The organism is Sphaerisporangium melleum (assembly GCF_014646695.1).
Classification (GTDB): Bacteria; Actinomycetota; Actinomycetes; order Streptosporangiales; family Streptosporangiaceae; genus Sphaerisporangium; species Sphaerisporangium melleum.
In genome coordinates, this window is the sequence record NZ_BMNT01000063.1 from 1 (window position 1) to 18,557 (window position 18,557).

At 71.7% G+C, this 18,557-nt stretch carries 18 protein-coding genes; 11 read left to right on the top strand and 7 right to left on the bottom strand.

Going from position 1 to position 18,557, the window contains the following annotated elements; translation table 11 throughout:
- Window positions 1-381: 381 nt before the first annotated feature.
- Window positions 382-1,425, bottom strand: a complete 1,044-nt coding sequence (locus IEY93_RS34965) for a helix-turn-helix transcriptional regulator (protein WP_189167465.1) — start codon at window positions 1,423-1,425, stop codon at window positions 382-384.
- A 99-nt stretch (window positions 1,426-1,524) separates the two neighbouring features.
- On the opposite strand from IEY93_RS34965, the gene IEY93_RS34970 reads away from it, so the two are divergent.
- The 3 genes from IEY93_RS34970 (at window position 1,525) to IEY93_RS34980 (ending at window position 4,727) form a co-directional block, all read left to right on the top strand.
- Window positions 1,525-2,103, top strand: a complete 579-nt coding sequence (locus IEY93_RS34970) for a DinB family protein (protein WP_189167466.1) — start codon at window positions 1,525-1,527, stop codon at window positions 2,101-2,103.
- Between the two features lie 180 nt (window positions 2,104-2,283).
- Window positions 2,284-3,396 carry a winged helix DNA-binding domain-containing protein gene (locus IEY93_RS34975; RefSeq protein WP_189167467.1) on the top strand — a complete coding sequence of 371 codons (1,113 nt, stop codon included), beginning with the start codon at window positions 2,284-2,286 and terminating at the stop codon, window positions 3,394-3,396.
- A gap of 368 nt (window positions 3,397-3,764) precedes the next feature.
- Window positions 3,765-4,727 carry an ArsR/SmtB family transcription factor gene (locus tag IEY93_RS34980; protein WP_203968608.1) on the top strand — a complete coding sequence of 321 codons (963 nt, stop codon included), beginning with the start codon at window positions 3,765-3,767 and terminating at the stop codon, window positions 4,725-4,727.
- A 438-nt stretch (window positions 4,728-5,165) separates the two neighbouring features.
- Here the strand turns inward: IEY93_RS34980 and IEY93_RS34985 are convergent, their stop codons facing one another.
- From IEY93_RS34985 to IEY93_RS35000, 4 genes are all read right to left on the bottom strand, one after another.
- On the bottom strand, window positions 5,166-5,660 hold the full coding sequence (locus tag IEY93_RS34985) for a hypothetical protein (RefSeq protein WP_189167469.1): 495 nt from the start codon (window positions 5,658-5,660) through the stop codon (window positions 5,166-5,168).
- Window positions 5,661-5,966: 306 nt separating this feature from the next.
- Window positions 5,967-6,419: a peptidase inhibitor family I36 protein gene (locus tag IEY93_RS34990; protein ID WP_189167470.1), complete on the bottom strand. Its 453-nt coding sequence runs from the start codon at window positions 6,417-6,419 to the stop codon at window positions 5,967-5,969.
- 42 nt (window positions 6,420-6,461) lie between these two features.
- Window positions 6,462-7,364, bottom strand: coding sequence for a hypothetical protein (locus IEY93_RS34995; protein WP_189167471.1), 903 nt, complete (start codon window positions 7,362-7,364; stop codon window positions 6,462-6,464).
- Between the two features lie 284 nt (window positions 7,365-7,648).
- Window positions 7,649-8,269, bottom strand: coding sequence for a TIGR03086 family metal-binding protein (locus tag IEY93_RS35000; protein ID WP_189167472.1), 621 nt, complete (start codon window positions 8,267-8,269; stop codon window positions 7,649-7,651).
- 99 nt (window positions 8,270-8,368) lie between these two features.
- Here IEY93_RS35000 and IEY93_RS35005 point away from each other — a divergent pair, with 99 nt between their 5' ends.
- Complete coding sequence (locus tag IEY93_RS35005; protein ID WP_189167473.1) at window positions 8,369-9,334, top strand: helix-turn-helix transcriptional regulator; 966 nt, start codon at window positions 8,369-8,371, stop codon at window positions 9,332-9,334.
- A gap of 35 nt (window positions 9,335-9,369) precedes the next feature.
- Here IEY93_RS35005 and IEY93_RS35010 read toward each other — a convergent pair whose 3' ends face one another.
- Window positions 9,370-10,503, bottom strand: coding sequence for an FAD-dependent oxidoreductase (locus IEY93_RS35010; protein ID WP_189167474.1), 1,134 nt, complete (start codon window positions 10,501-10,503; stop codon window positions 9,370-9,372).
- Between the two features lie 66 nt (window positions 10,504-10,569).
- Here IEY93_RS35010 and IEY93_RS35015 point away from each other — a divergent pair, with 66 nt between their 5' ends.
- The 6 genes from IEY93_RS35015 (at window position 10,570) to IEY93_RS35040 (ending at window position 17,099) form a co-directional block, all read left to right on the top strand.
- Window positions 10,570-11,262: a TetR/AcrR family transcriptional regulator gene (locus IEY93_RS35015; RefSeq protein WP_189167475.1), complete on the top strand. Its 693-nt coding sequence runs from the start codon at window positions 10,570-10,572 to the stop codon at window positions 11,260-11,262.
- Window positions 11,263-11,564: 302 nt separating this feature from the next.
- Window positions 11,565-12,089 carry a PadR family transcriptional regulator gene (locus IEY93_RS35020; protein WP_189167476.1) on the top strand — a complete coding sequence of 175 codons (525 nt, stop codon included), beginning with the start codon at window positions 11,565-11,567 and terminating at the stop codon, window positions 12,087-12,089.
- Entirely contained in the window at window positions 12,086-12,769 is a 684-nt protein-coding gene (locus IEY93_RS35025; protein ID WP_189167477.1) for an ABC transporter ATP-binding protein, read from the top strand. Before IEY93_RS35020 ends, IEY93_RS35025 begins: the two co-directional genes overlap by 4 nt.
- Window positions 12,766-15,039, top strand: a complete 2,274-nt coding sequence (locus IEY93_RS35030) for an FtsX-like permease family protein (protein ID WP_203968607.1) — start codon at window positions 12,766-12,768, stop codon at window positions 15,037-15,039. The genes IEY93_RS35025 and IEY93_RS35030 overlap by 4 nt, the downstream gene beginning before the upstream one ends.
- A 216-nt stretch (window positions 15,040-15,255) precedes the next feature.
- Window positions 15,256-16,458, top strand: coding sequence for a monooxygenase (locus IEY93_RS35035; RefSeq protein ID WP_229691730.1), 1,203 nt, complete (start codon window positions 15,256-15,258; stop codon window positions 16,456-16,458).
- Complete coding sequence (locus tag IEY93_RS35040; protein ID WP_203968606.1) at window positions 16,455-17,099, top strand: Tn3 family transposase; 645 nt, start codon at window positions 16,455-16,457, stop codon at window positions 17,097-17,099. Before IEY93_RS35035 ends, IEY93_RS35040 begins: the two co-directional genes overlap by 4 nt.
- A 20-nt stretch (window positions 17,100-17,119) precedes the next feature.
- Here IEY93_RS35040 and IEY93_RS35045 read toward each other — a convergent pair whose 3' ends face one another.
- The gene (locus IEY93_RS35045; RefSeq protein ID WP_189167479.1) at window positions 17,120-17,698 is read right to left on the bottom strand and encodes a TetR/AcrR family transcriptional regulator; all 579 of its coding nucleotides are present in this window, start codon (window positions 17,696-17,698) and stop codon (window positions 17,120-17,122) included.
- 80 nt (window positions 17,699-17,778) lie between these two features.
- Here IEY93_RS35045 and IEY93_RS35050 point away from each other — a divergent pair, with 80 nt between their 5' ends.
- Window positions 17,779-18,552: an oxidoreductase gene (locus tag IEY93_RS35050; protein ID WP_189167480.1), complete on the top strand. Its 774-nt coding sequence runs from the start codon at window positions 17,779-17,781 to the stop codon at window positions 18,550-18,552.
- Window positions 18,553-18,557: the final 5 nt, after the last annotated feature.

Sequence of the window (18,557 nt, forward strand, 5' to 3'; positions counted from 1 at the left end):
CAGGGCGAGAAGATCGGGAACTTCGAGCGGCTCCTGAATGCGCGCGAAAGACACGCGACGGGGACCGGCGGGTACGGTGGAGGCGTTGCGCGAGGCTGCCAAAAGATGTCCTTCCGAGGGTTCGCGGCGGACCGACTACGTGCACGCCGGGCGACATCACAGCCGTTGCGGAGGGGTGGGATGCCGAGGGCGAGCGTGGAAGGGCAGCATAAAGCAAAATGCAGACAAATGTCCACGCGTATACAGATTGTCAACCTCAAACCCGCCATCAGGATTGCACGCACACGCGGAAATCGTCAAGCCACCCCCAAAGACTCCGCATCCGGGACCGGCGGCCCATGTGCCCCGGAGGTCGTCGCCGGCCTGCGCGGCCGGCCGTGCTCAGGGCGCCGCCCGGTCCGTACGACGGCGGGCACCGGCGCCGGCCTCGCCCTCCCACCCCGGATCGCCGGCGGCGCGGGCGTAGCGGCGGGCCAGGTGCGCGAAAGCGGTTCTGAGCTCGGCCGGGCCGACGACCTCGATGTCGGCGTCGAACCTGCCGACCGCGGCGGCCAGACCGGCCCACGACCACGAGCCCAGGACCAGGCGGCAACGGGCCGGGCCGAGCTCCTCCACCACCCCCTCACCGGTGTAGCGGGACACCGCGGCGGCGGGCAGGTCGAGGATCACCTCGCCGACGCACGGCCGGCCGCCGGAGCCGCCGGAGCCCTGGAAACGGTCCGACACGAAGGCGGCCACGTCGCCGCCGGGCAGCTCGCGCGGGGTGAAGCGGGGTCCCGCAGGGGGGCGCGGGCTGATCCGGTCGGCGCGGAAGGTGCGCCAGTCCTCGCGGTCGAGATCCCAGGCCACCAGGTACCAGCGTCCACTCCAGGTGACCAGGTGATGGGGCTGCACCCGGCGCGGCGGCGGCGCGGCGCCGTCCGCCTCTTCTCCCGGTCGCGGGGGATAGTCGAAGCGCAGCACCTCGCGGGCGTGGACGGCGGCGCTCAGTGCCGCGAGCACACCGCTGTCGACCTGCGGGACCATCCGGCCGGCGGGCCGTTCGACGACGGTGACCTGGACGGTGTCGATGCGGCGGCGCAGCCGGGCGGGCATGACCTGCCGGACGGTGTTCAGCGCGCGCGCCGCGGCCTCCTCGATGCCGGCTCCGGCGGTGGTGGCCAGCTGGAGCGCGACGGCGAGCGCGACGGCCTGCTCGTCGTCGAACAGCAGCGGCGGCAGCCGCGTGCCGGCGTCCAGCCGGTACCCCCCGTCGGGGCCTTTGGCGGCGGCGATCGGATAGCCGAGCTCGCGCAGGCGGTCGACATCACGCCGCACGGTGCGCGGGCTGACCTCGAGGCGTTCCGCCAGCAGCGCGCCCGGCCAGTCACGGCGTACCTGCAGCAGCGACAGCAGGGCCAGTAGTCGCCCGGAGGTCTTCGGCATGTCCGGCATTCTGCCCGAAGAACAGGACACATCCTGGCCGCTTCTCCTGCGAGCGTGGTCCTCGTTCAGACGACGCGGACGACCGAAAGGCCCAGCACCGTGACCACCACGACAACCCTCCCCGCATCCCTCGACGCGGAGCGGGCCGACCTGCTCGCCCAGCTCGCGACGGCGCGAGCGGCCCTGACCGCGAGCACCCGCGGGCTCGGCGACGAGCAGGCCCGCCAGTGCCCGACGGTCAGCGCGCTGTGCCTGGGCGGCCTGGTCAAGCACGTGGCGTCCATGGAGGAGACCTGGCTGCGGTTCGTGGTCCACGGCCCGTCGGCGATGCGCTACGACCTGCCCGAGGGGGTGACCTGGGCCGATATCGCGGCCGGGACCGCACGCGCGTACCCGCAGTGGATGATCGACCACCGCGAGGACTTCCAGATGCGGCCCGGCGAGACCCTGGCGCAGATCCTCGGCCGCTACGAGCGGGTCGCCGCCCGGACCGGGGAGATCATCGCCGCGGTCTCCGACCTGTCGGCCACCAGGCCCCTGCCCGAGGCGCCCTGGCACCAGGCGGGAGAGGTGTTCAGCGTGCGCCGGGTGCTGACGCATCTCATCGCCGAGACCGCCCAGCACGCCGGGCACGCCGACATCCTCCGCGAGACGCTCGATGGGCGGCAGGCCGGCTGACGCCGACCGCCGCCGTGACGACCTCGAGGTCATACTGCAACCGAAAGGAACGACGTCAGGCGTGAAGACGCGCGAGCCGGCGCGGACGGGTGTCCGGGCCCGCCCCCACACCCCGCCCCGGCCTCACCCGTACGTCGCCGCGCAGGCGACCGGGCGGCGAGCGGGCCACGGAGTGCGGCGATGACCGTTCTCGGCACCCGGGCGCTCAACCGCGCGACGCTCGCCCGGCAGTTGCTCCTCGACCGCGCCGATGTGCCGGTCCTGGACGCCGTCGCGCACCTGTGCGGCCTGCAGGCGCAGGAACCGCAGGAACCGTTCGTCGGGCTCTGGTCGCGGCTGCGCGCGTTCGACCCGGCGGTGCTCTCCGGCCTGCTGGCCGGGCGGCACGTGGTGCGCACGCACCTCATGCGCCGCACCGTGCATCTGCTCACCGCCGACGATGCCCTGGCCTGGCGGGCCCGCCACGGCATGATGCTGCGCCGGCGGGTGCTCGGGGCCTACCGCCGCGAGCTCGACGGGGTGGATCTCGACGAGCTCGCGGCGGCGGGCCGGGCGGTCATGGCCGACGGCCGGCCCCGTTCGATGGGCGAGCTCGCGCGGGCGCTCGCCGACCGCTGGCCGGCACCCGGGCACCGGGCGCTGGGGGAGATGCTGGTCGCCGCCCTGCTGCCGATGGTGCAACTCCCGCCACGCGGGCTGTGGCGTACGCGGGCGGGAGTGCGCAACGCGCTGCTCTCCTCCTGGCTGGGCCGTGAGATCGACCCGCCGGCCGCCGGCGGTTCCGACCCGGTCGGCCAGGCGCTGGTACGGCGCTACCTGGCCGCGTTCGGCCCGGCGGCCACCGCCGATCTGCGCGCCTGGTGCGGCCTGGCCGGACTGCCGGCGGCGGTGGCCGCGATACGCGAGGAACTGCTCGCCTTCCGGGACGAGCGGGGACGGGAACTGCTGGACCTGCCCGACGCGCCGCGTCCCGATCCCGGCACCCCCGCCCCGGTGCGGTTCCTGCCGGCGTTCGACAACGCGCTCCTCGGCTACCACGACCGCGACCGGATCGTGGACGACGCCCACCGCGGCCTGTCGGTCGCGGGTGCGCGCGTCGTCCTGGTGGACGGCCGGGTCGCCGCGACCTGGACCGGTGCGGCCGGCACCGACGCCGGAACGGTGACCGTCACTCCGCTGCGCCGGCTGTCGCGGTCTGAGCACGCCGACGTGACCGAGGAGGCGCAGGCGCTGGCGTCGTTCCTGTCCGGCGACGACGACGGCCGCGTACGGATCGACACCTCTGCCCGCTGAACGCCGGCCGACCGGTCCCGTGGGACCCGGCGTGTGAGAGCCGCCCGCCGGGATCGGTCCCGCGAAGCGGCCGGCCGAGGCCGCGGGGCACGGCCGGCCGCCAGACCCGCGATGACCTGGCCGGCGGCCTCGATGACGAATCAGCCCTCACTGGGGCAGCGCGTCCCATCGATCGGCGGATGTCGCCGGGGGCCCGGACATCTCTTGTGCGGAGAATCACGTAACCATGTTTCTTCCTCGTGTGTTACGCGACCCTTGACATTCCTCCGCATTGTCGGCGAATAATCTATTACGGGGAACAACAGGGACAACGGGGCGTCAATGGTTCAGCCGGGCGGCTTGCCCACGGGGGTTGTGCAGTGCTTCGAGTGTTCTTCACGCATGAGGACCTTCATCGTATTCGCGTGGCCGGTCGGCCCGATCCTTTGTGGGAGGTCATACTCAGTATCGGCTTACTCGCCTCCACGGAAAGCCGTGTCGCTCTCGCGCCATGGCGGGCGCAGGCCCGGACCGCGCTCCGCGACCTGCCCAGAGAACAGCTGCTGATGCTGCGCCATCTCGTCCCGCCGGTAGGGGACTTCCCGGACTTCCTGACCCCGGCGCAGGCGTCCGCGGGAATGGAGGCGGGAATCGAGGCGATGCTGAACACGCCGCGGCACCGGCTGCGCCGTGAGGTCGCGGTCCTGCCGACGGTGCCCTCGTGGCTGAGCCCACTGGCGGATGGGCGCGTGGAAACGCTCACCCTGCTCGCGAGCGCACTTCGCGGCTACCACGCGACGGTCGTCGCGCCGCACCTGCCGGTGATGCAGGGCGTCGTCGACTTCGAACGGGCCATGCACGCCAGGTCTCTGCTGGACAGCGGCCCCGAAGGGCTGCTCAGCGGGCTCGGGCCCACCATGCGATGGAGGCGGCCGGTCCTGGAGGTCGACTATCCGGTCAAGCACGAGATCCACCTTGACGGGCGGGGCATCCTGCTGCTGCCCTCGGCGTTCTGCTGGCGGGTCCCGGTCAGCCTCATCGACCCCGATCTGCCGCCTGTGCTCGTCTACCCGGCCACCCGCAACCTGGAATGGTGGTTCAAAGACGACACCCACAGGTTCCAGACGCTGGCGAACCTCCTCGGCACCACCCGCGCGGCCTGCCTGCGCGTCATCGAGGGCGGCTGCACCACCAGCGAGATGGCCCGGCGAATCAGCGGCACGCCGTCCAGCGCCAGCCAGCATGCCACCACGCTGCGCGAAGCCGGCCTGATCAACTCCAATCGCCAGGGCAACACGGTGATACACACGCTCACCCCTCTCGGTGCCGACCTGCTCAAAGTCAATTCATAAGTGGCGCCACCCGAAAAGGCTCGATGGCACAGCCCGATATCCGGCGAACTCTTGTGTCGCAGCTGTTGACCGCGTCCTGACATAAAGCTTTACAGGGCGGGCATGGTCGCCTCATAGGATGGCCTTCGACGGCTCCGCCGATATCGGGCAACCGCCGGATGCGACCGCCGAGGGCCGCAAAGGCCCCTCGGCGTGGCTTCGGCCGGCCCGCTGCCGCTACCCGGCCGAGGGACCACCACCACGGCGATGCCGCTTCGGCGGCGGTCATCCGGTTCAGCCAGCAGGGCCGTACCGGCCGGCCCGTGGACGCGAAAGCCGCAGCATCCGGAGCGGGATCGCTCTCCCGGCTCCAGCTGTCGCGCGGAGCCGGGAGTCCTTCGCCGGATGCTGCGGCTTGCTCAGATCACGAAGACGGCGGCGCTGCTCTGCCGCCGGCCGTCAGCAGTTGTTCGACCAGCGGTGGCTGGCGATGTTGTTGTTCGTCGTCTGGCCCTGACCGGCTTTACCGTCCCAAGAATAGTAGATGCCGCTGAGATTGTTGAGATAGCGACCGTTCCACAGGCAGATGTGGGAGCCGCCGTAATTCGGCGAGTAGAAGAGGTCGACGTCTTCGTACGCGCCGGCGTAGCCGCGGTTCTCCAGGGAGCTTGCCCTATTGCGCATCCACGTCGTGTTTCCGGAGCAGTTGTCCCAATTGCTGTCATTGCCGGTCCAGCGGCACCAGGCGCCGGTTCTGTCGTAACCGTCCCATGCATAGAGGTTGCCATCGGCGGCCGCCGCTGAAACGGGGGCGGGCGACGGTGTGTTATCCGCCGGCGCGACTGGTATGGGGTCGGGCGACGGTGTGGCATCGGCCTGCGCGACGCCGGGGGCGGTGAGCAGTGCCAGGACGGCGACTCCTAAGGCCGCCAGGGCGGTGCTGGTCCTGTTCATTGTTCTCTCCTTCGATGGATGGTTGAAGCGGGTGCTATCTGGTCTGAATGGAACGAGCGCATCCCAGCGCATCGAGTTCCAGTCGCGCCGGGTACGTACTTCGCCTGAGTACGCACGCCGAAGTTGCTCGCCGTATCTCTGGTCCAGGCGGCGGATTGTGGCAGAGTCCGTTGCTCGTTGCGCATCCGGGCTCAGCCATCGCTGTGGTCGTCATGGTCGTTGGCACGATGGGTCATGCACCGTGCTCGGCCACATCGCCGGATACTGCGGAACGCCGAGATCTCAGCGCTGTTCTACGGCCGCTCTTCAGCAGTTGTTCGACCAGCGGTGACTGGCGATATTGTTGTCCACCGACTGGCCCTGGCCGAGTTTACCGTCCCAAGGAAAGTAGATGGCGGTCCAATTGCTGAAATATCGACCGTTCCACAGGCACATGTGGGAGCCGCGGTAATTCGTTTCGAAGAAAAGATCGACGTCTTCGTACGCGCCGGCGTAGCCGCGGTTATCCACGGAGCTTGCCCGCTTGCGCATCGACGTCGTGGTGCCGGAACAGGTGCCCCAGTCGGGGTCGTCGCCGAGCCAGCGGCACCAGTCGCCGGTTCTGTTGGGACCGTCCCATGCGTAGAGATAGCCATCGGGGGCCGCCGCTGAGACGGGTGCGGGCGTCGGTGGGGCGGCCGCCTGTGCGACGCCGGGGGCGGTGAGCAGTGCCAGGACGGCGACGCCCAAGGTCGCCAGGGCGGTGCTGCTTCTGTTCAATGTCCTCGCCTTCTCTTCTCGGATGGATGGCTCCGCCGGGTGTCATTCGGCCGCGACGACGGAACGAGCACGTGCCAGCCCGTCGAGTTCCAGTCGCAGCCGGGTACGTTCCTCGCCTGAGTAGGCGCGCCGCAGTCGCTCGCCGTATTTCTGGTCCAGACTGCGGGCCGTGGCAGAGAGCCCGCTGCTCGTCGCGCAACCGGCCTCAGCGACCGCTGCACGTATCTCTCCTTCCTTCGGGGTGGCCTTGCCGGGAGCCAGGAAAGCGGTGCGCGCTTCATAGGGATCGGCATAATCGAACCCCTTTTTGCGCATGCACGTGGACCATCTCTTGGCCGCCCCGGTGAAATCGGCGTCGGCGATGACCTGCCTTTGGCGGATTCCATTGAGTGCATCGGTCACGGTGGTGACCCGAAACCACACATTCAGGTCTCCGTACAGGTCCTTTTGAGCTTGTGCGACACAGCCGTCGTCGATCCGGCCGACGGTCAGGCCGTTCGGTGCCGTGACCTCCAGACGTCTGGCGGATCGGCTGCCGTGGAGGGCGTCCAACGCTCTGCGCTGTTGCTCCGGCGGCAGATCATCGAAGTACCGCCGGTTCGGATCGGATGTGCGCAATTGATCGCGCCGGGCTTGGATGTCTCTGCCGTAGCCATGCCGGGAGGCCCACCGCACATCGTCGATGACATACGGAAAGTCGCGGTCTTCGGGTATCGGCCGCCGCGGAAACGTCCACATCTTGAAGCCGTGGGACGCCATACAGGAACGCGTCAGCAGTTTCTCGGCGTCGTGCAGCAGATCCTTCTCCCGCTCGGTGAGCGGTCGAGCGGCGTCGACCGACGCATCCCCTGCCTGACCGAAAACCGGCTCGTTCAGCACATAAAATGCCGCCGCCAGCACGGTCCCCGCCGCCAGCATGGCAGCAGTTCGTCGGTGCAACCGCATGCCGAGCTCCTCCCCCCGTACGACGCGCCATCGCCTTTCCCGGGCAATCTCTCGATCCCTGATTCGGGACGGGACCCCCATTTCGCTGAGCCGGGTCGTGGCGGTCGATTTCCTTTATCTTGGCCATCGCCGCCGCGGTCGCACAACGTCTTTTCATCTGAGTTGAAACATCGATGTCAGAGGGAGGAGCAGGTGCCGGCGACGGCGGTGAAGCGCAGTTGAGCCCCCGGGTGCGGGGTCCCCGGTCAGCGCCCACCCCCGCCGCAGGGGGGCTTGGGGCTTCGTCAGCGCGGGGTGCGGCCGAGGTAGCGGAGCAGGTCGTCGGCGACCGGGGTGGCGGAAGGGGCGTCGGCGGCCTCGACCACGGGAGCGTAGGCGCCCCACTGGCGCAGCGGTTCCACGATTTCCCGCGCGGCGGCGTGAAGGTGACCCGCCAGCTCCTCGTCGAGCGGGGAGGGCCGGCCCGTGGCGATCGCGATGTCCCACGCGTGCACGGCGGCGTCGAGCGCGCACATCACCGCCGCGACCGGAGTGGGCAGGTCACCGTGCGGCAGCGGCGTCGGAACGGTCTCGGTGTCGTCCGGCACCGTCGCCCACGCCGCGCGGGTCTGCTCGATGGCGTCCTTCACCAGTTGTGCCGCGGTGCCGTCAACGGTTCCGGACGGCGAGAAGGGGTCGTAGGCCGGGCCGGTTCCGATGCCGAGCATCTTGGCGTAGGCGAGCTGGTCGCCCGCGGCGTGCTGAATCACCTGGGTGACCGTCCATTGCGAGCACGGGGTGGCGTCGTCCCACTGGTCCTCGCCCACTTCCGCGACGCTGTTCTCCAGAGCCCGGTACGAGGCGGTCAGCACCTCACGCCAGACCGGCCGCAGGGAGGTGACGGTGGCGGTGCCGATGGTGTTCATGATCTCGCCTTTCGATCTCTTTCTTGCCTGTGACACCAACCCTAGGAGGCTATTAGGCTACTTTCGTGCCTAATAGCGCCCGGCGAGGGGGAGATCTCGATGGCTGCGACCACGACCCGCGTGCTGCGCCTGCTGTCCCTGCTGCAGGACCGGTCGTACACCGGCCGTGAACTCGCCGAGCGCCTCGGCATCACCGAACGCACACTGCGGCACGACGTTCAGCGTCTGCGTGAACTCGGCTATCCCGTGCACGCCGAACGCGGCGCGGTGGGCGGATACCGGATCGGGCAGGGCGCGAAGATGCCCCCGCTGCTGCTCGACGACGACGAGGCGGTGGCCGTGGCGGTGGCCGTCGGCCTCGCCGAGGACGGCTCCACCGGGATCGCCGACATCGACGCCAGCCTCACCCGGGCGCTCGCCAAGCTCCAGCAGATCCTCCCCAAACGCCTGCAGCGCAAGGTGACCGCGCTGCGGGCGGCCACCGCGGTCGGCCCCGCCACGGTCGGTTCCCGCGAGCCGGACGCCCCGGTGCCCGCCGCCACCCTCACGGTGGCCGCGGGCGCGATCCGTGACGGCGCCACTCTGCTGGTGGCCCATGCCGGCACCGAGACCGAGGTGGAGCCCTATCGCCTGATCAGCTGGCGCCGCCGCTGGTTCCTGGTCGCCTACGACCTCGGCGCGCACGCCTGGCGGGCGCTGCCCGTCGCCGACCTGACCCGCCTGCGGTCCGCGTCCCGCCGTTTCGCCGCCCGCTCCCTGCCCGATGACGACCTCGTCGCCTTCGTCCTGCGCGAAGTGGCGCAGACCGGCTGGAAGGTCCACGCCCGCGTCACGGTCCTCGCTCCCGCCGAGACCGTGATCGCCCGCATCAACCCCGCCGTCGGTGTGGTCGAAGCGGTCGACTCCCACACCTGCGTCCTGGTCACCGGCGCCGACGCGCTGGAGACCATCGCCATCTACCTCAGCATGCTGATGATGGACTTCCGTGTGGACGGCCCACCTGAGCTGGCCGCCCACATCGCCACCCTGGCCCGCCGCTACACCGAGGCTCTCGGCGGTTCGTAGGGCAGCGTCGCCGTGGCGCCTGCCGCAAGGGCCGGTCAGGATCGCTGGACTTCGTCGAACAGGGCGATGGCCTGGGCGGGGTCGGGGCTCACGAGGCGTTCCAGACCGGCCGCCGTGATCTTCGCCCACCTGCCGGCCCGGGCCCACATCCGTTCCTCGAAGGCACCGACGGCCTCGTCCAGATCGCCGGCGGTGGCGACGGACTCGGCGAGTTCGGCGCCTTCCAGCATCGCGAGGTTCGCGCCCACGCCAAGTGGGGGCATCAGGTGGGCGGCGTCGCCCAGCAGCGTCACACCGGGGACGTGGGCCCAGGTGTGGGACACGGGCAGGACATGGAGAGGGCGGGGGACGAAGGTGGTGCCGCGGCGCAGCAGGTCGAGGAGGGGAGCGGCCCAGCCGTCGAACAGGGGCAGCAGGCTTGCGAGAACGGCCTGTGCGCCCGCCCGGTCCAGGCCTGCGCGCCGCTTCAGGTTGGCCTGCCAGTCCAGCGGCGCGCGGAACTGGGCGTACACCTTGACGTGGCCGTCGCTGTTGCGCTGGGCGACCAGGCCGCGGTTCACGCCGTACACGGCCAGGGAACCGTCGCCGATCAGCCGGGCGAGGTCGGGGTGGCGGGTGTCGACGTCGTCCAGGGAGGTCTCGACCGCGGTGACGCCGGTGTACTGCGGCGTCGCGGAGGACACCGCCGGGCGGACGCGGGACCAGGCGCCGTCCGCGCCGACCACGAGGTCGAACCTGTCCTGCCGCCCGTCCGCGAAATGGACCAGCACGCCGTCCCGGGTGCCCGGCACCACCTTCGTCACGCTCCGTCCCCACCGGACGTCCAGGGGGCCGAGCAGCAGGTCCCGGAGTTGCCCGCGGTCGATCTCGGGATTGGCCCGCTCGCCGGGACGGGGCCGCCAGTCGCGAAGGACGGTCCCGTCGGTGTCCAGGATGCGCATGGACTGCCCTTCGGGACGCGACAGCACCTCGAACTCCGCCAGCACCCCCGCCTTGCTCAGCGCGAGCTGGCCCATCCCTTCGTGCAGGTCGAGCGTGCCGCCCGGGGGACGGGCGCCGGGCGAGGCATCGCGTTCGAGAACGGTGACGGGGTGGCCGTGACGGTGCAGGACGCGGGCGAAAGTGAGACCCGCGGGGCCGCTTCCGACCACAGCGATACGCCGTATCATACGCTGTATCATAAGGTCGTACTGTAAATGGCAGATACGACATATCGCAACAGTACGATGGGGGCCATGACTGTCTGGGACCGGCCTGAGCCGCGGTTCCGTGCCGCGCCGCTCGGCCGGGAGCGGATCATCGCCGCAGCTATCGCGCTGGCCGACGATGGCGGGCTGGAGGCCGTGTCGTTGCGCAAGGTCGCCGCCCGGCTGGACGCCCGCCCGATGCGGCTGTACGGGTACATCTCCACCAAGGAGGAGCTGTTCGACCTCATGGTGGACGAGGTCCACGCCGAGATCCTGCCCGAGGAGCGGCCCGGGGACTGGCGGGAGGTGCTGCGCGTCCGTGCCCATCGCACCAGGCAGGCCGCCCTCCGTCACGAGTGGCTGGCCGACCTGCTCGGCGGCCGTCCGGCTCTGGGCCCGAACGCTCTCGCCGTGGCCGAGGCCACGCTGGCCGCCCTCGACGGCCTCGCCGACATCGACACCGTCATGCGCGCCGTGGAGACCGTCAGCGCCTACACCACCGGCGCGATCAGGCGTGAGGTCGCCGACCTGCGGGCCGAGCGCGCCACGGGCCTGTCCAAGCGCGAGTGGCAGCGCGCCTTCGGCCCGCATGTGAGCAGGATGCTGGCCACGGGCCGGTTTCCCGCGCTGGCCAAGGCGGTGCACGACGGCACGGAGCCGGACGCCGCGACGTCCTTCGCGACCGGCCTGGACTGGGTCCTGGACGCCGTGGCCACCAGACTCACCCCGCCGCCGGTGTGACACGGCGACCCGCTCCGCCGGCCCGGCGAGCGGTTCGGCCGGCGGTCACCGGCACCACGCGCCGCCTGGGCACTCGGGCTACCGGGATCGAGACGAGCGGCACCGCGGACGCATGGTCCTGGCCCCCCTGGCCGTGGCCGGCGCCACGGCCAGGGGCGTCAGCCGCTGGGCGGTCATCTCCGCGCCTCGGCAGGGGCCTCCGTCCAGCCGGCCGGCGGCTGCCCGGCGCCACCATCATCGAGCGAGATCATCTCTGACCTGGGTGTACATGGCATGTATACATGATGTGTATAGTCCTCTCCATGTCACTCGGACAAACCTTCCTCGGGCTCCTGGAGTCCGGCCCCCGGCACGGGTACGACCTCAAGCGGACCTACGACGACCGGTTCGGCAACGCCAGGCCGCTGCACTACGGGCAGGTGTACGCGACGCTGTCGCGGCTGCTCAAGGACGGGCTCGTCGAGCTGGACGGGGTCGAGCCGGGCGAAGGACCGGAACGCAAGCGGTACGCGATCACTTCGGCCGGGGTGACCGACGTGGGACGCTGGCTCGGCACGCCGGAGAAGCCGGAGCCGTACCTGCAGAACACCCTGTACACCAAGATCGTGCTGGCGGTGCTGACCGGCCGGCCGGCCGCCGACCTGCTGGACGTGCAACGGGCCGAGCACCTGCGGCTGATGCGCGAGCTCACGCGGCGCAAGGCCGAGGGCGACCTGGCCGAACAGCTGATCTGCGATCACGCGCTGTTCCACCTGGAGGCCGACCTGCGCTGGCTGGAGTTGACCTCGGCGCGGCTGGACGACCTGGCCGCGCGGGTGCGCTCGTGACCGGCTCGCCGCTGCTGGTCGCGGCGGACCTGCACAAGTCCTACGGGCCGACGCCGGCGCTGGAGGGGGCCTCGCTGGCGGTGTGGGCCGGGGAGGTGGTGGCGATCATGGGGCCGTCCGGGTCCGGGAAGTCGACGCTGCTGCACTGCCTGGCCGGGATCGTGGTGCCGGACTCCGGGCAGGTGCGATACGACGGCCGGGAGCTGTCCGGCATGCCGGACGCGGCGCGCAGCGCGCTGCGCCGCACCCGGTTCGGGTTCGTCTTCCAGTTCGGGCAGCTCGTACCGGAGCTGACGTGCGTGGAGAACGTCGCGCTACCGCTGCGGCTGGAGCGGGTGCCCAGGCGGGAGGCCGAGCGCCGGGCCGCACAGTGGCTGGACCGGCTGGAGGTCGGCGACGTGGCCGGCAAGCGGCCGGGCGAGGTGTCCGGCGGGCAGGGCCAGCGGGTGGCGGTGGCCCGGGCGCTGGTCACCACGCCGCAGGTGGTGTTCGCCGATGAGCCAACCGGCGCGCTCGACTCGCTCAACGGCGAGCGGGTGATGCGGCTGCTCACCGCGGCGGCCCGGGAGACCGGCGCGGCGGTGGTGCTGGTCACCCACGAGCCCCGGGTGGCGGGCTACTCCGACCGCGAGGTCGTCGTCCGCGACGGCCGCACCAGGGACCTGGAGCGCACGTGGTGAGCGAGGTGCTGCTCGGCGCGCGGTTCGCGGTCGCGGGCGGCCGGGACGGCTGGACCCGCACCCTGTTCACCGCGGTCGGCGTGGGCGTCGGTGTGGCGCTGCTGCTGCTCGCCGCCTCGGTGCCGGGCGCGCTGCAGTCTCGTGAGCAGCGCGGCCAGGCCCGCGCCGGCTTCCACGCCGGTGACGTGCTGCCGGCCGGCCCCGGCACGGTGCTCATCGCTAGCGTGGTGACGACGTTCCGCGACCAGGAGGTGTACGGCAACCTCGTGCGCGCCGAAGGTCCGGACGCCCCGGTGCCGCCGGGGCTGGTGGCACTGCCCCGGGCCGGCGAGGCGGTGGTGTCACCCGCGCTGCGAGACCTGCTCGACTCGCCGGAGGGGCCGTTGTTCGCGCCGCGCCTCGGTGGTGCGCGGGTGACCGGTGTGATCGGCGACGAGGGGCTGCTCGGGCCGGGCGAGCTCGCCTTCTACCTGGGCAGCGACACGCTCGGCAGTGGACGGGCGGTCCGGCTGGACCGGTTCGGTGAACCACAGCCGGCCCACGAGCCCTTCGGCCCTATGCTGACGCTGCTCATCGTGATCATCTTCGTGGTGCTGCTGCTGCCGATCACCGTGTTCATCGGGGCCGCGGTGCGGTTCGGCGGGGAACGCCGGGACCGGCGCCTGGCGGCGCTGCGGCTGATCGGCGCCGACCGGCGGATGACCCGGCGGATCGCCACCGGGGAGACGGCCGTGGCCGCGCTGCTCGGGCTCGCCGCCGGCGGCCTGCTGTTCCTGGCCGGCCGTGCCCTGGTGCCGCTGGTCACCCTCTGGGACATCAGTCTGTACGCGGGGGACGTGCGCCCCTGGCCGCCGCTGGTGGTGGCGATCGCGCTGGCGGTGCCCGCCCTCGCGGTCGTGGTGAACCTGGCCGCGCTGCGTGGCGTCGCCGTGGAACCGCTCGGGGTGACCCGCCGCGGGGTGCCGCCACGCCGCCGGATCTGGTGGCGGCTGCTGCTGCCGGCCACCGGCCTGGCGCTGCTCGCCCCGATGGCCGGCGGGGGCGGCGTCGCCGCGGCGCCGGCCGAATACCAGGCCGCCGCCGGGACGGTGCTGGTGCTGGTCGGCGCGGTCGCGCTGCTGCCGTGGCTGATCGACCTGCTGGTACGGCGGCTGGGCGCGGGACCGGTGGGCTGGCAGCTCGCGGTGCGGCGGCTCCAGCTGGACAGCGCCACCTCGGCCCGCCTGGTCGGCGGGATCGCGGTCGCGGTGGCCGGGACCATCGGCCTGCAGATGTTGTTCGCCGCGGTGGAGAACCGGTCCAGGACGGCGGGCGACGACGTGACCCGGGCCCAGGCGATCGTGCGGACCTTCGGCCGGACCGACCTGCCGGAGTCACTGGCCCGGCTGCGCGGCACGCCGGGTGTGGCCGGCGCCGTGGGCACGTACGAGATCGCCGCGGCGCTCCCGCGCGGTGGGCCCGACCGCCTGCAACTGCTCGTCGGCGACTGCGCCGAACTGGCCGCGTTCGCCGACCTCGGCCGGTGCGCCGACGGCGACACGTTCCTGGTCCGGTCGGCGGAGAGCGGCTCGGTCACGGCCTCACAGCTCCGCCCCGGCGGCCGGGTCGCCCTCGGTGATGACGGCCGCCCCTGGACGGTGCCCACCGGCGCCCGGCGGGTGCCGGCCCGCGCGCAGGGACCGGTGGCCCCCCGCGACGCCATCCTGGCCACGCCGGGCGCGCTCGATCCGGGCACCCTGCCCGAGCGGGAGACGGCCACCTTCGTCCGATTCGTACCGGGCGACCCGGACGCGCTGGAGCGGGTGCGCAGCACCGTGCTGGCAGCCGACCCGCTCGCCCAGGTCGCCGCGCTCACCCCGGTTCGGGAGAGCAACCGGTTCGCCTCGATCCGGCGGGGCCTCTACCTCGGGATCGTGGTCACTTTGCTGCTGATCGCCTCCAGCATGCTCGTCGGCGTGCTGGAGCAGCTGCGAGAACGCCGCAGGCTGCTGGCGATGCTGGTCGCCCTGGGCACCCCGCGCCGTTCGCTCGGCCTGTCGGTGCTGTGGCAGACCGTGCTGCCGGTGCTGGTCGGGCTGGTGCTCGCGGTCGGCTTCGGGCTCGGGCTCGGCGTCGTGCTGCTGCGCATCGCGGTGGTGCGGGTCACGATCAGCTGGGCCGCGGTGGGCTGGTCGGCCGGGCTCGGCGCCGCCGCCGTGCTGCTGACGACCGCGCTGAGCCTGCCCGCGCTGTGGCGGCTCACCCGGCCGGACGGCCTGCGTACCGAGTGAGCCGCACCCCGCGAGCCGGGCCGCCGGAGGTGTGTTCGGCGGCCCGGAGGTCAGGGGTTTCTCAGGGATGTCCTCCGCCGGTCGGAGGAGCGGTTCGGCCGAGCGGCGTATGGAGGAACGACGGTCCCACGGGGAGGCTGGAGCCACCAGGACCGGCATTCCCGGTGCCGGTTCATGAGCTCACCGGGCCCGTCCCGGTGAAGAGCAGGAGCCGAAGTGAAGCACACGATGCTGACCGGCGCAGCCGTCGCACTCGCCACGACACTTCTCGTCGCCGCGTGCGGACCGTCACCCACCACCGGGGGCTCGGCGCCCGGGCAGGCGAGCACGGGCACGACCGCCGCTGCGCACGCCGGCCACGGGGGAGCGTCAACGGCACCGCCACCGAAGCCGTTACGGGCGTCCGAGCGGTTCGTCGAGCTGAAGCCGCCCCGGCCGTACACCCCGGCCGCCCCCTCGGGAGGAACCGACGAATATCGCTGCTTCCTGCTCGACCCCGGCCTGACCGGCCCGGCGTTCCTGACCGGCAGCCGGTTCCTGCCGCAGAACACCGCGATCGTGCACCACGCGATCATCTTCCAGATCGGCCCGGACAAGGCGCAGGCCGCCCGTGACCTCGACGCCCGCACGCCCGGCGAGGGATGGACGTGCTTCGGCGACGCCGGCGTCCAAGACGGCGCCTGGGTCGGCCACTGGGCTCCGGGGGCCGACGAGACGCTGTTCTCGCAGAAGGTCGGGTACGCGATGCCGGCCGGTAGCCGGCTGGTCATGCAGGTGCACTACAACCTGCTCGCCACCGGCGGCAAGCCCGGCCAGAGCGACCGGTCGGCGATACGGCTGCGGGTCGCCGACGGGGAGAAGGGCTACACACGCCTTGCGACCGGGCGTCTGGCGGCCCCCGTCGAGCTGCCGTGCGCGAGCGGCGAGTCCGGTCCGCTGTGCGACCGCAAGGCCGCCGTCGGCGACCTGTCCCACCGCTTCGGAGCGCAGGCCGAACAGACGGTCGGCATGCTCGGCGAGTTCTGCGCCAAGGGCGCGGCCGTCCCTCCCGGTCCCACCCAGCACTGTGACAGCCCCGTCGAGCAGCCGGCGACCATCTACGGCGTCGCCGGGCACATGCACCTGCTCGGCAGGTCCATCACGATCGACCTCAACCCCGGCAAGCCGGGCGGGCGGACCCTGCTGGACATCCCGGTCTACAACTTCGACGACCAGGCGATCCGGCCGCTGCCCAAGCCGCTCACCGTCAAAGCCGGGGACACCCTCCGCGTGACCTGCACCCACGACGCGGGGCTGCGCACGATGCTGCCCGCTCTGCAGGGCCTGCCGCCCCGGTACGTCGTGTGGGGGGAGGGGACCAGCGACGAGATGTGCCTCGGCCTGCTGATCTGGTCTCCGGCCGGCCGTTCCCAGGGTTGATCGCCCAGGCCGGCGCATCCGTACCGTCCGTACTCCGCACACCGCCGCGCACGGCGCGGGCGCCCTGCGTTCGGTGGGGTCGCCCCGACCACCATCCCACGGTTCCCCTGGTCACCAACCAGGTCCGCGCCGACGACCTGCTGCGCATGTTCGGCCGCGACGGCCGCCCCACCCCGCTCGGGGCGGCGTTCGCCGAGTACGGGCGGATCGCCAAGACGGAGCACCTGTTGCGGGTCATCGACCCGGTGGACGACACCTACCGCTGTCAGATGAACCGGCAGCTCACCGTGCAGGAGTCCCGCCACAAGCTCGCCCGCGACGTGTGCCACGGCAAGCGCGGCACCATCCACCAGGCGTACCGCGACGGGATGGAGGACCAGCTCGGCGCGCTCGGCCTGGTACTCAACACCATCGTGCTGTGGACCACGAAGTACATCGACGCGGCCGTCGCCCAGCTGCGTGCCGAGGGCCACGAGATCCGCGTCGAAGATGTCGCCCGGCTCTCCCCGCTCAAGCACCGGAACCTGAACCTGCTCGGACGCTACAGCTTCACCGCGAGCGTCCCGGTCGCCGGCACCCTGCGGCCGCCGCGTGATGCGGACGCCCCGGACCTGGACGAGGACGACGACGGGCAGGAGTAGCACGCCGCGCGCTCTTCGGCTCAGGTCGCGCGCGGGACGCCGTGGCGCAGGCCGTCGAGGAGGAGGTTGGTGATCTGGCGGGCTTCGTCGAGCCACCCGTCGCTCACGCGCATGGCGCAGATACCGCCCAGGGCTCGTAGCAGGGTGGGGCCGGTGACGTCACCGCGGACGGTGCCGGCCGTGGCGCCGGCGTCGAGGAGGCGGGTGAGGGCGTCGCCCATATGGGTACGGGCGTCGCCGAAGACCGGTGAGTCGCTCGCCATGATGCTCTCCAGCGCGACGGACATGCCTTTGCCCACGGCCGCGTGGTCGACCAGCAGGAGCAGGAAGCGGCGCAGGGCCTCCGCCGGGGCGTGGTGCTCCAGCAGCTGCTCGGGTGCGGCGCACAGGTCGTCGACTTCCTTGCGGTAGACCTCCTCGATCAGTGCCTCGCGGGTCTCGAAGTGCCGGTAGAGCGTTCCGACGGCGACTCCGGCGCTGCGGGCGATCTCTTCCACGTGCGCGTCGGTGTCACCGGCGAGGAATGCTACGCGGGCAGCGGACAGCAAGGCTTCACGGTTGCGGCGCGCGTCGGCGCGCAGCGGGCGTGGTGACGGCAAGGGACCTCCATAAGATGAGTCCGGTTCCGTTTATGTGTATCGTTTCCGGAGTCAGGTTCATCTTACGGAAGGACTATCCGATGCCGATCACCGATGAGGGGCTGGAGGGCCTGCGGGTCCTGGTCACCGGCGGCAGCCGGGGCCTGGGTGCGGCGACGGTGCGCCGGTTCGTCGCCGCGGGCGCGACAGTGCTGACGGCCTCCCGCAGTCGGCCCGGAGAGAACAGCGGCGCCACCTTCATGCCGGCGGACCTCTCCACTCCGGAGGGGGTGGCCGACCTCGGCCGCCGCGTCATCGACCACGTGGGCGGCGTGGACGTCCTCGTGAACAACGCCGGCGCGGCGAGCCCCCCGGCACCGACTCTGAGCCGGTCGGACGAATCCTGGCACGCGGACCTGGGGATGAACCTCCTGAGCGCCGTGCGCCTGGACCGGGCCCTGGTGCCGGGCATGGTCGAGCGAGGCTCCGGCGTCGTCGTGCACGTCTCCTCGATCGCCAGCCGGCTGCCCCAGCGCACGGAAGCCTCCTACGCCGCAGCCAAGGCCGCACTGAACGCCTACAGCCGAGAACTGGCCACCGAGGTCGGCGAACACGGAGTGCGCGTGGTCTGCGTTCTTCCCGGCTTCGTCGTCACCGACGGCGCCACCGCCCACCTGCGGCACATGGCCGAGCAGCAGGGCGTGACCAGGGACGAGATCACCCGCCAGATCGTGGACCACCTGAAAATCCCCATGCACCGCCCCGGAGACCCCGAGGACGTCGCCGAGATGATCGCCTTCCTCGCCTCCAGCCGCGCGAGATGGCTCACCGGAGCACAGTTCCGCGTCGACGGTGGCATCCTCCCCACCGTCTGAACACC

Bases quoted from the DNA above. Each gene is read 5' to 3' on its own strand.
- IEY93_RS35015 (WP_189167475.1), top strand. From the start codon at position 10,570: ATGACTGTCTGGGACCGGCCTGAGCCGCGGTTCCGTGCCGCGCCGCTC.
- IEY93_RS34975 (WP_189167467.1), top strand. From the start codon at position 2,284: ATGACCGTTCTCGGCACCCGGGCGCTCAACCGCGCGACGCTCGCCCGG.
- IEY93_RS35005 (WP_189167473.1), top strand. From the start codon at position 8,369: ATGGCTGCGACCACGACCCGCGTGCTGCGCCTGCTGTCCCTGCTGCAG.
- IEY93_RS35020 (WP_189167476.1), top strand. From the start codon at position 11,565: ATGTCACTCGGACAAACCTTCCTCGGGCTCCTGGAGTCCGGCCCCCGG.
- IEY93_RS34995 (WP_189167471.1), bottom strand. From the start codon at position 7,364: ATGCGGTTGCACCGACGAACTGCTGCCATGCTGGCGGCGGGGACCGTG.
- IEY93_RS34965 (WP_189167465.1), bottom strand. From the start codon at position 1,425: ATGCCGAAGACCTCCGGGCGACTACTGGCCCTGCTGTCGCTGCTGCAG.
- IEY93_RS35050 (WP_189167480.1), top strand. From the start codon at position 17,779: ATGCCGATCACCGATGAGGGGCTGGAGGGCCTGCGGGTCCTGGTCACC.
- IEY93_RS35000 (WP_189167472.1), bottom strand. From the start codon at position 8,269: ATGAACACCATCGGCACCGCCACCGTCACCTCCCTGCGGCCGGTCTGG.
- IEY93_RS34985 (WP_189167469.1), bottom strand. From the start codon at position 5,660: ATGAACAGGACCAGCACCGCCCTGGCGGCCTTAGGAGTCGCCGTCCTG.
- IEY93_RS35010 (WP_189167474.1), bottom strand. From the start codon at position 10,503: ATGATACGGCGTATCGCTGTGGTCGGAAGCGGCCCCGCGGGTCTCACT.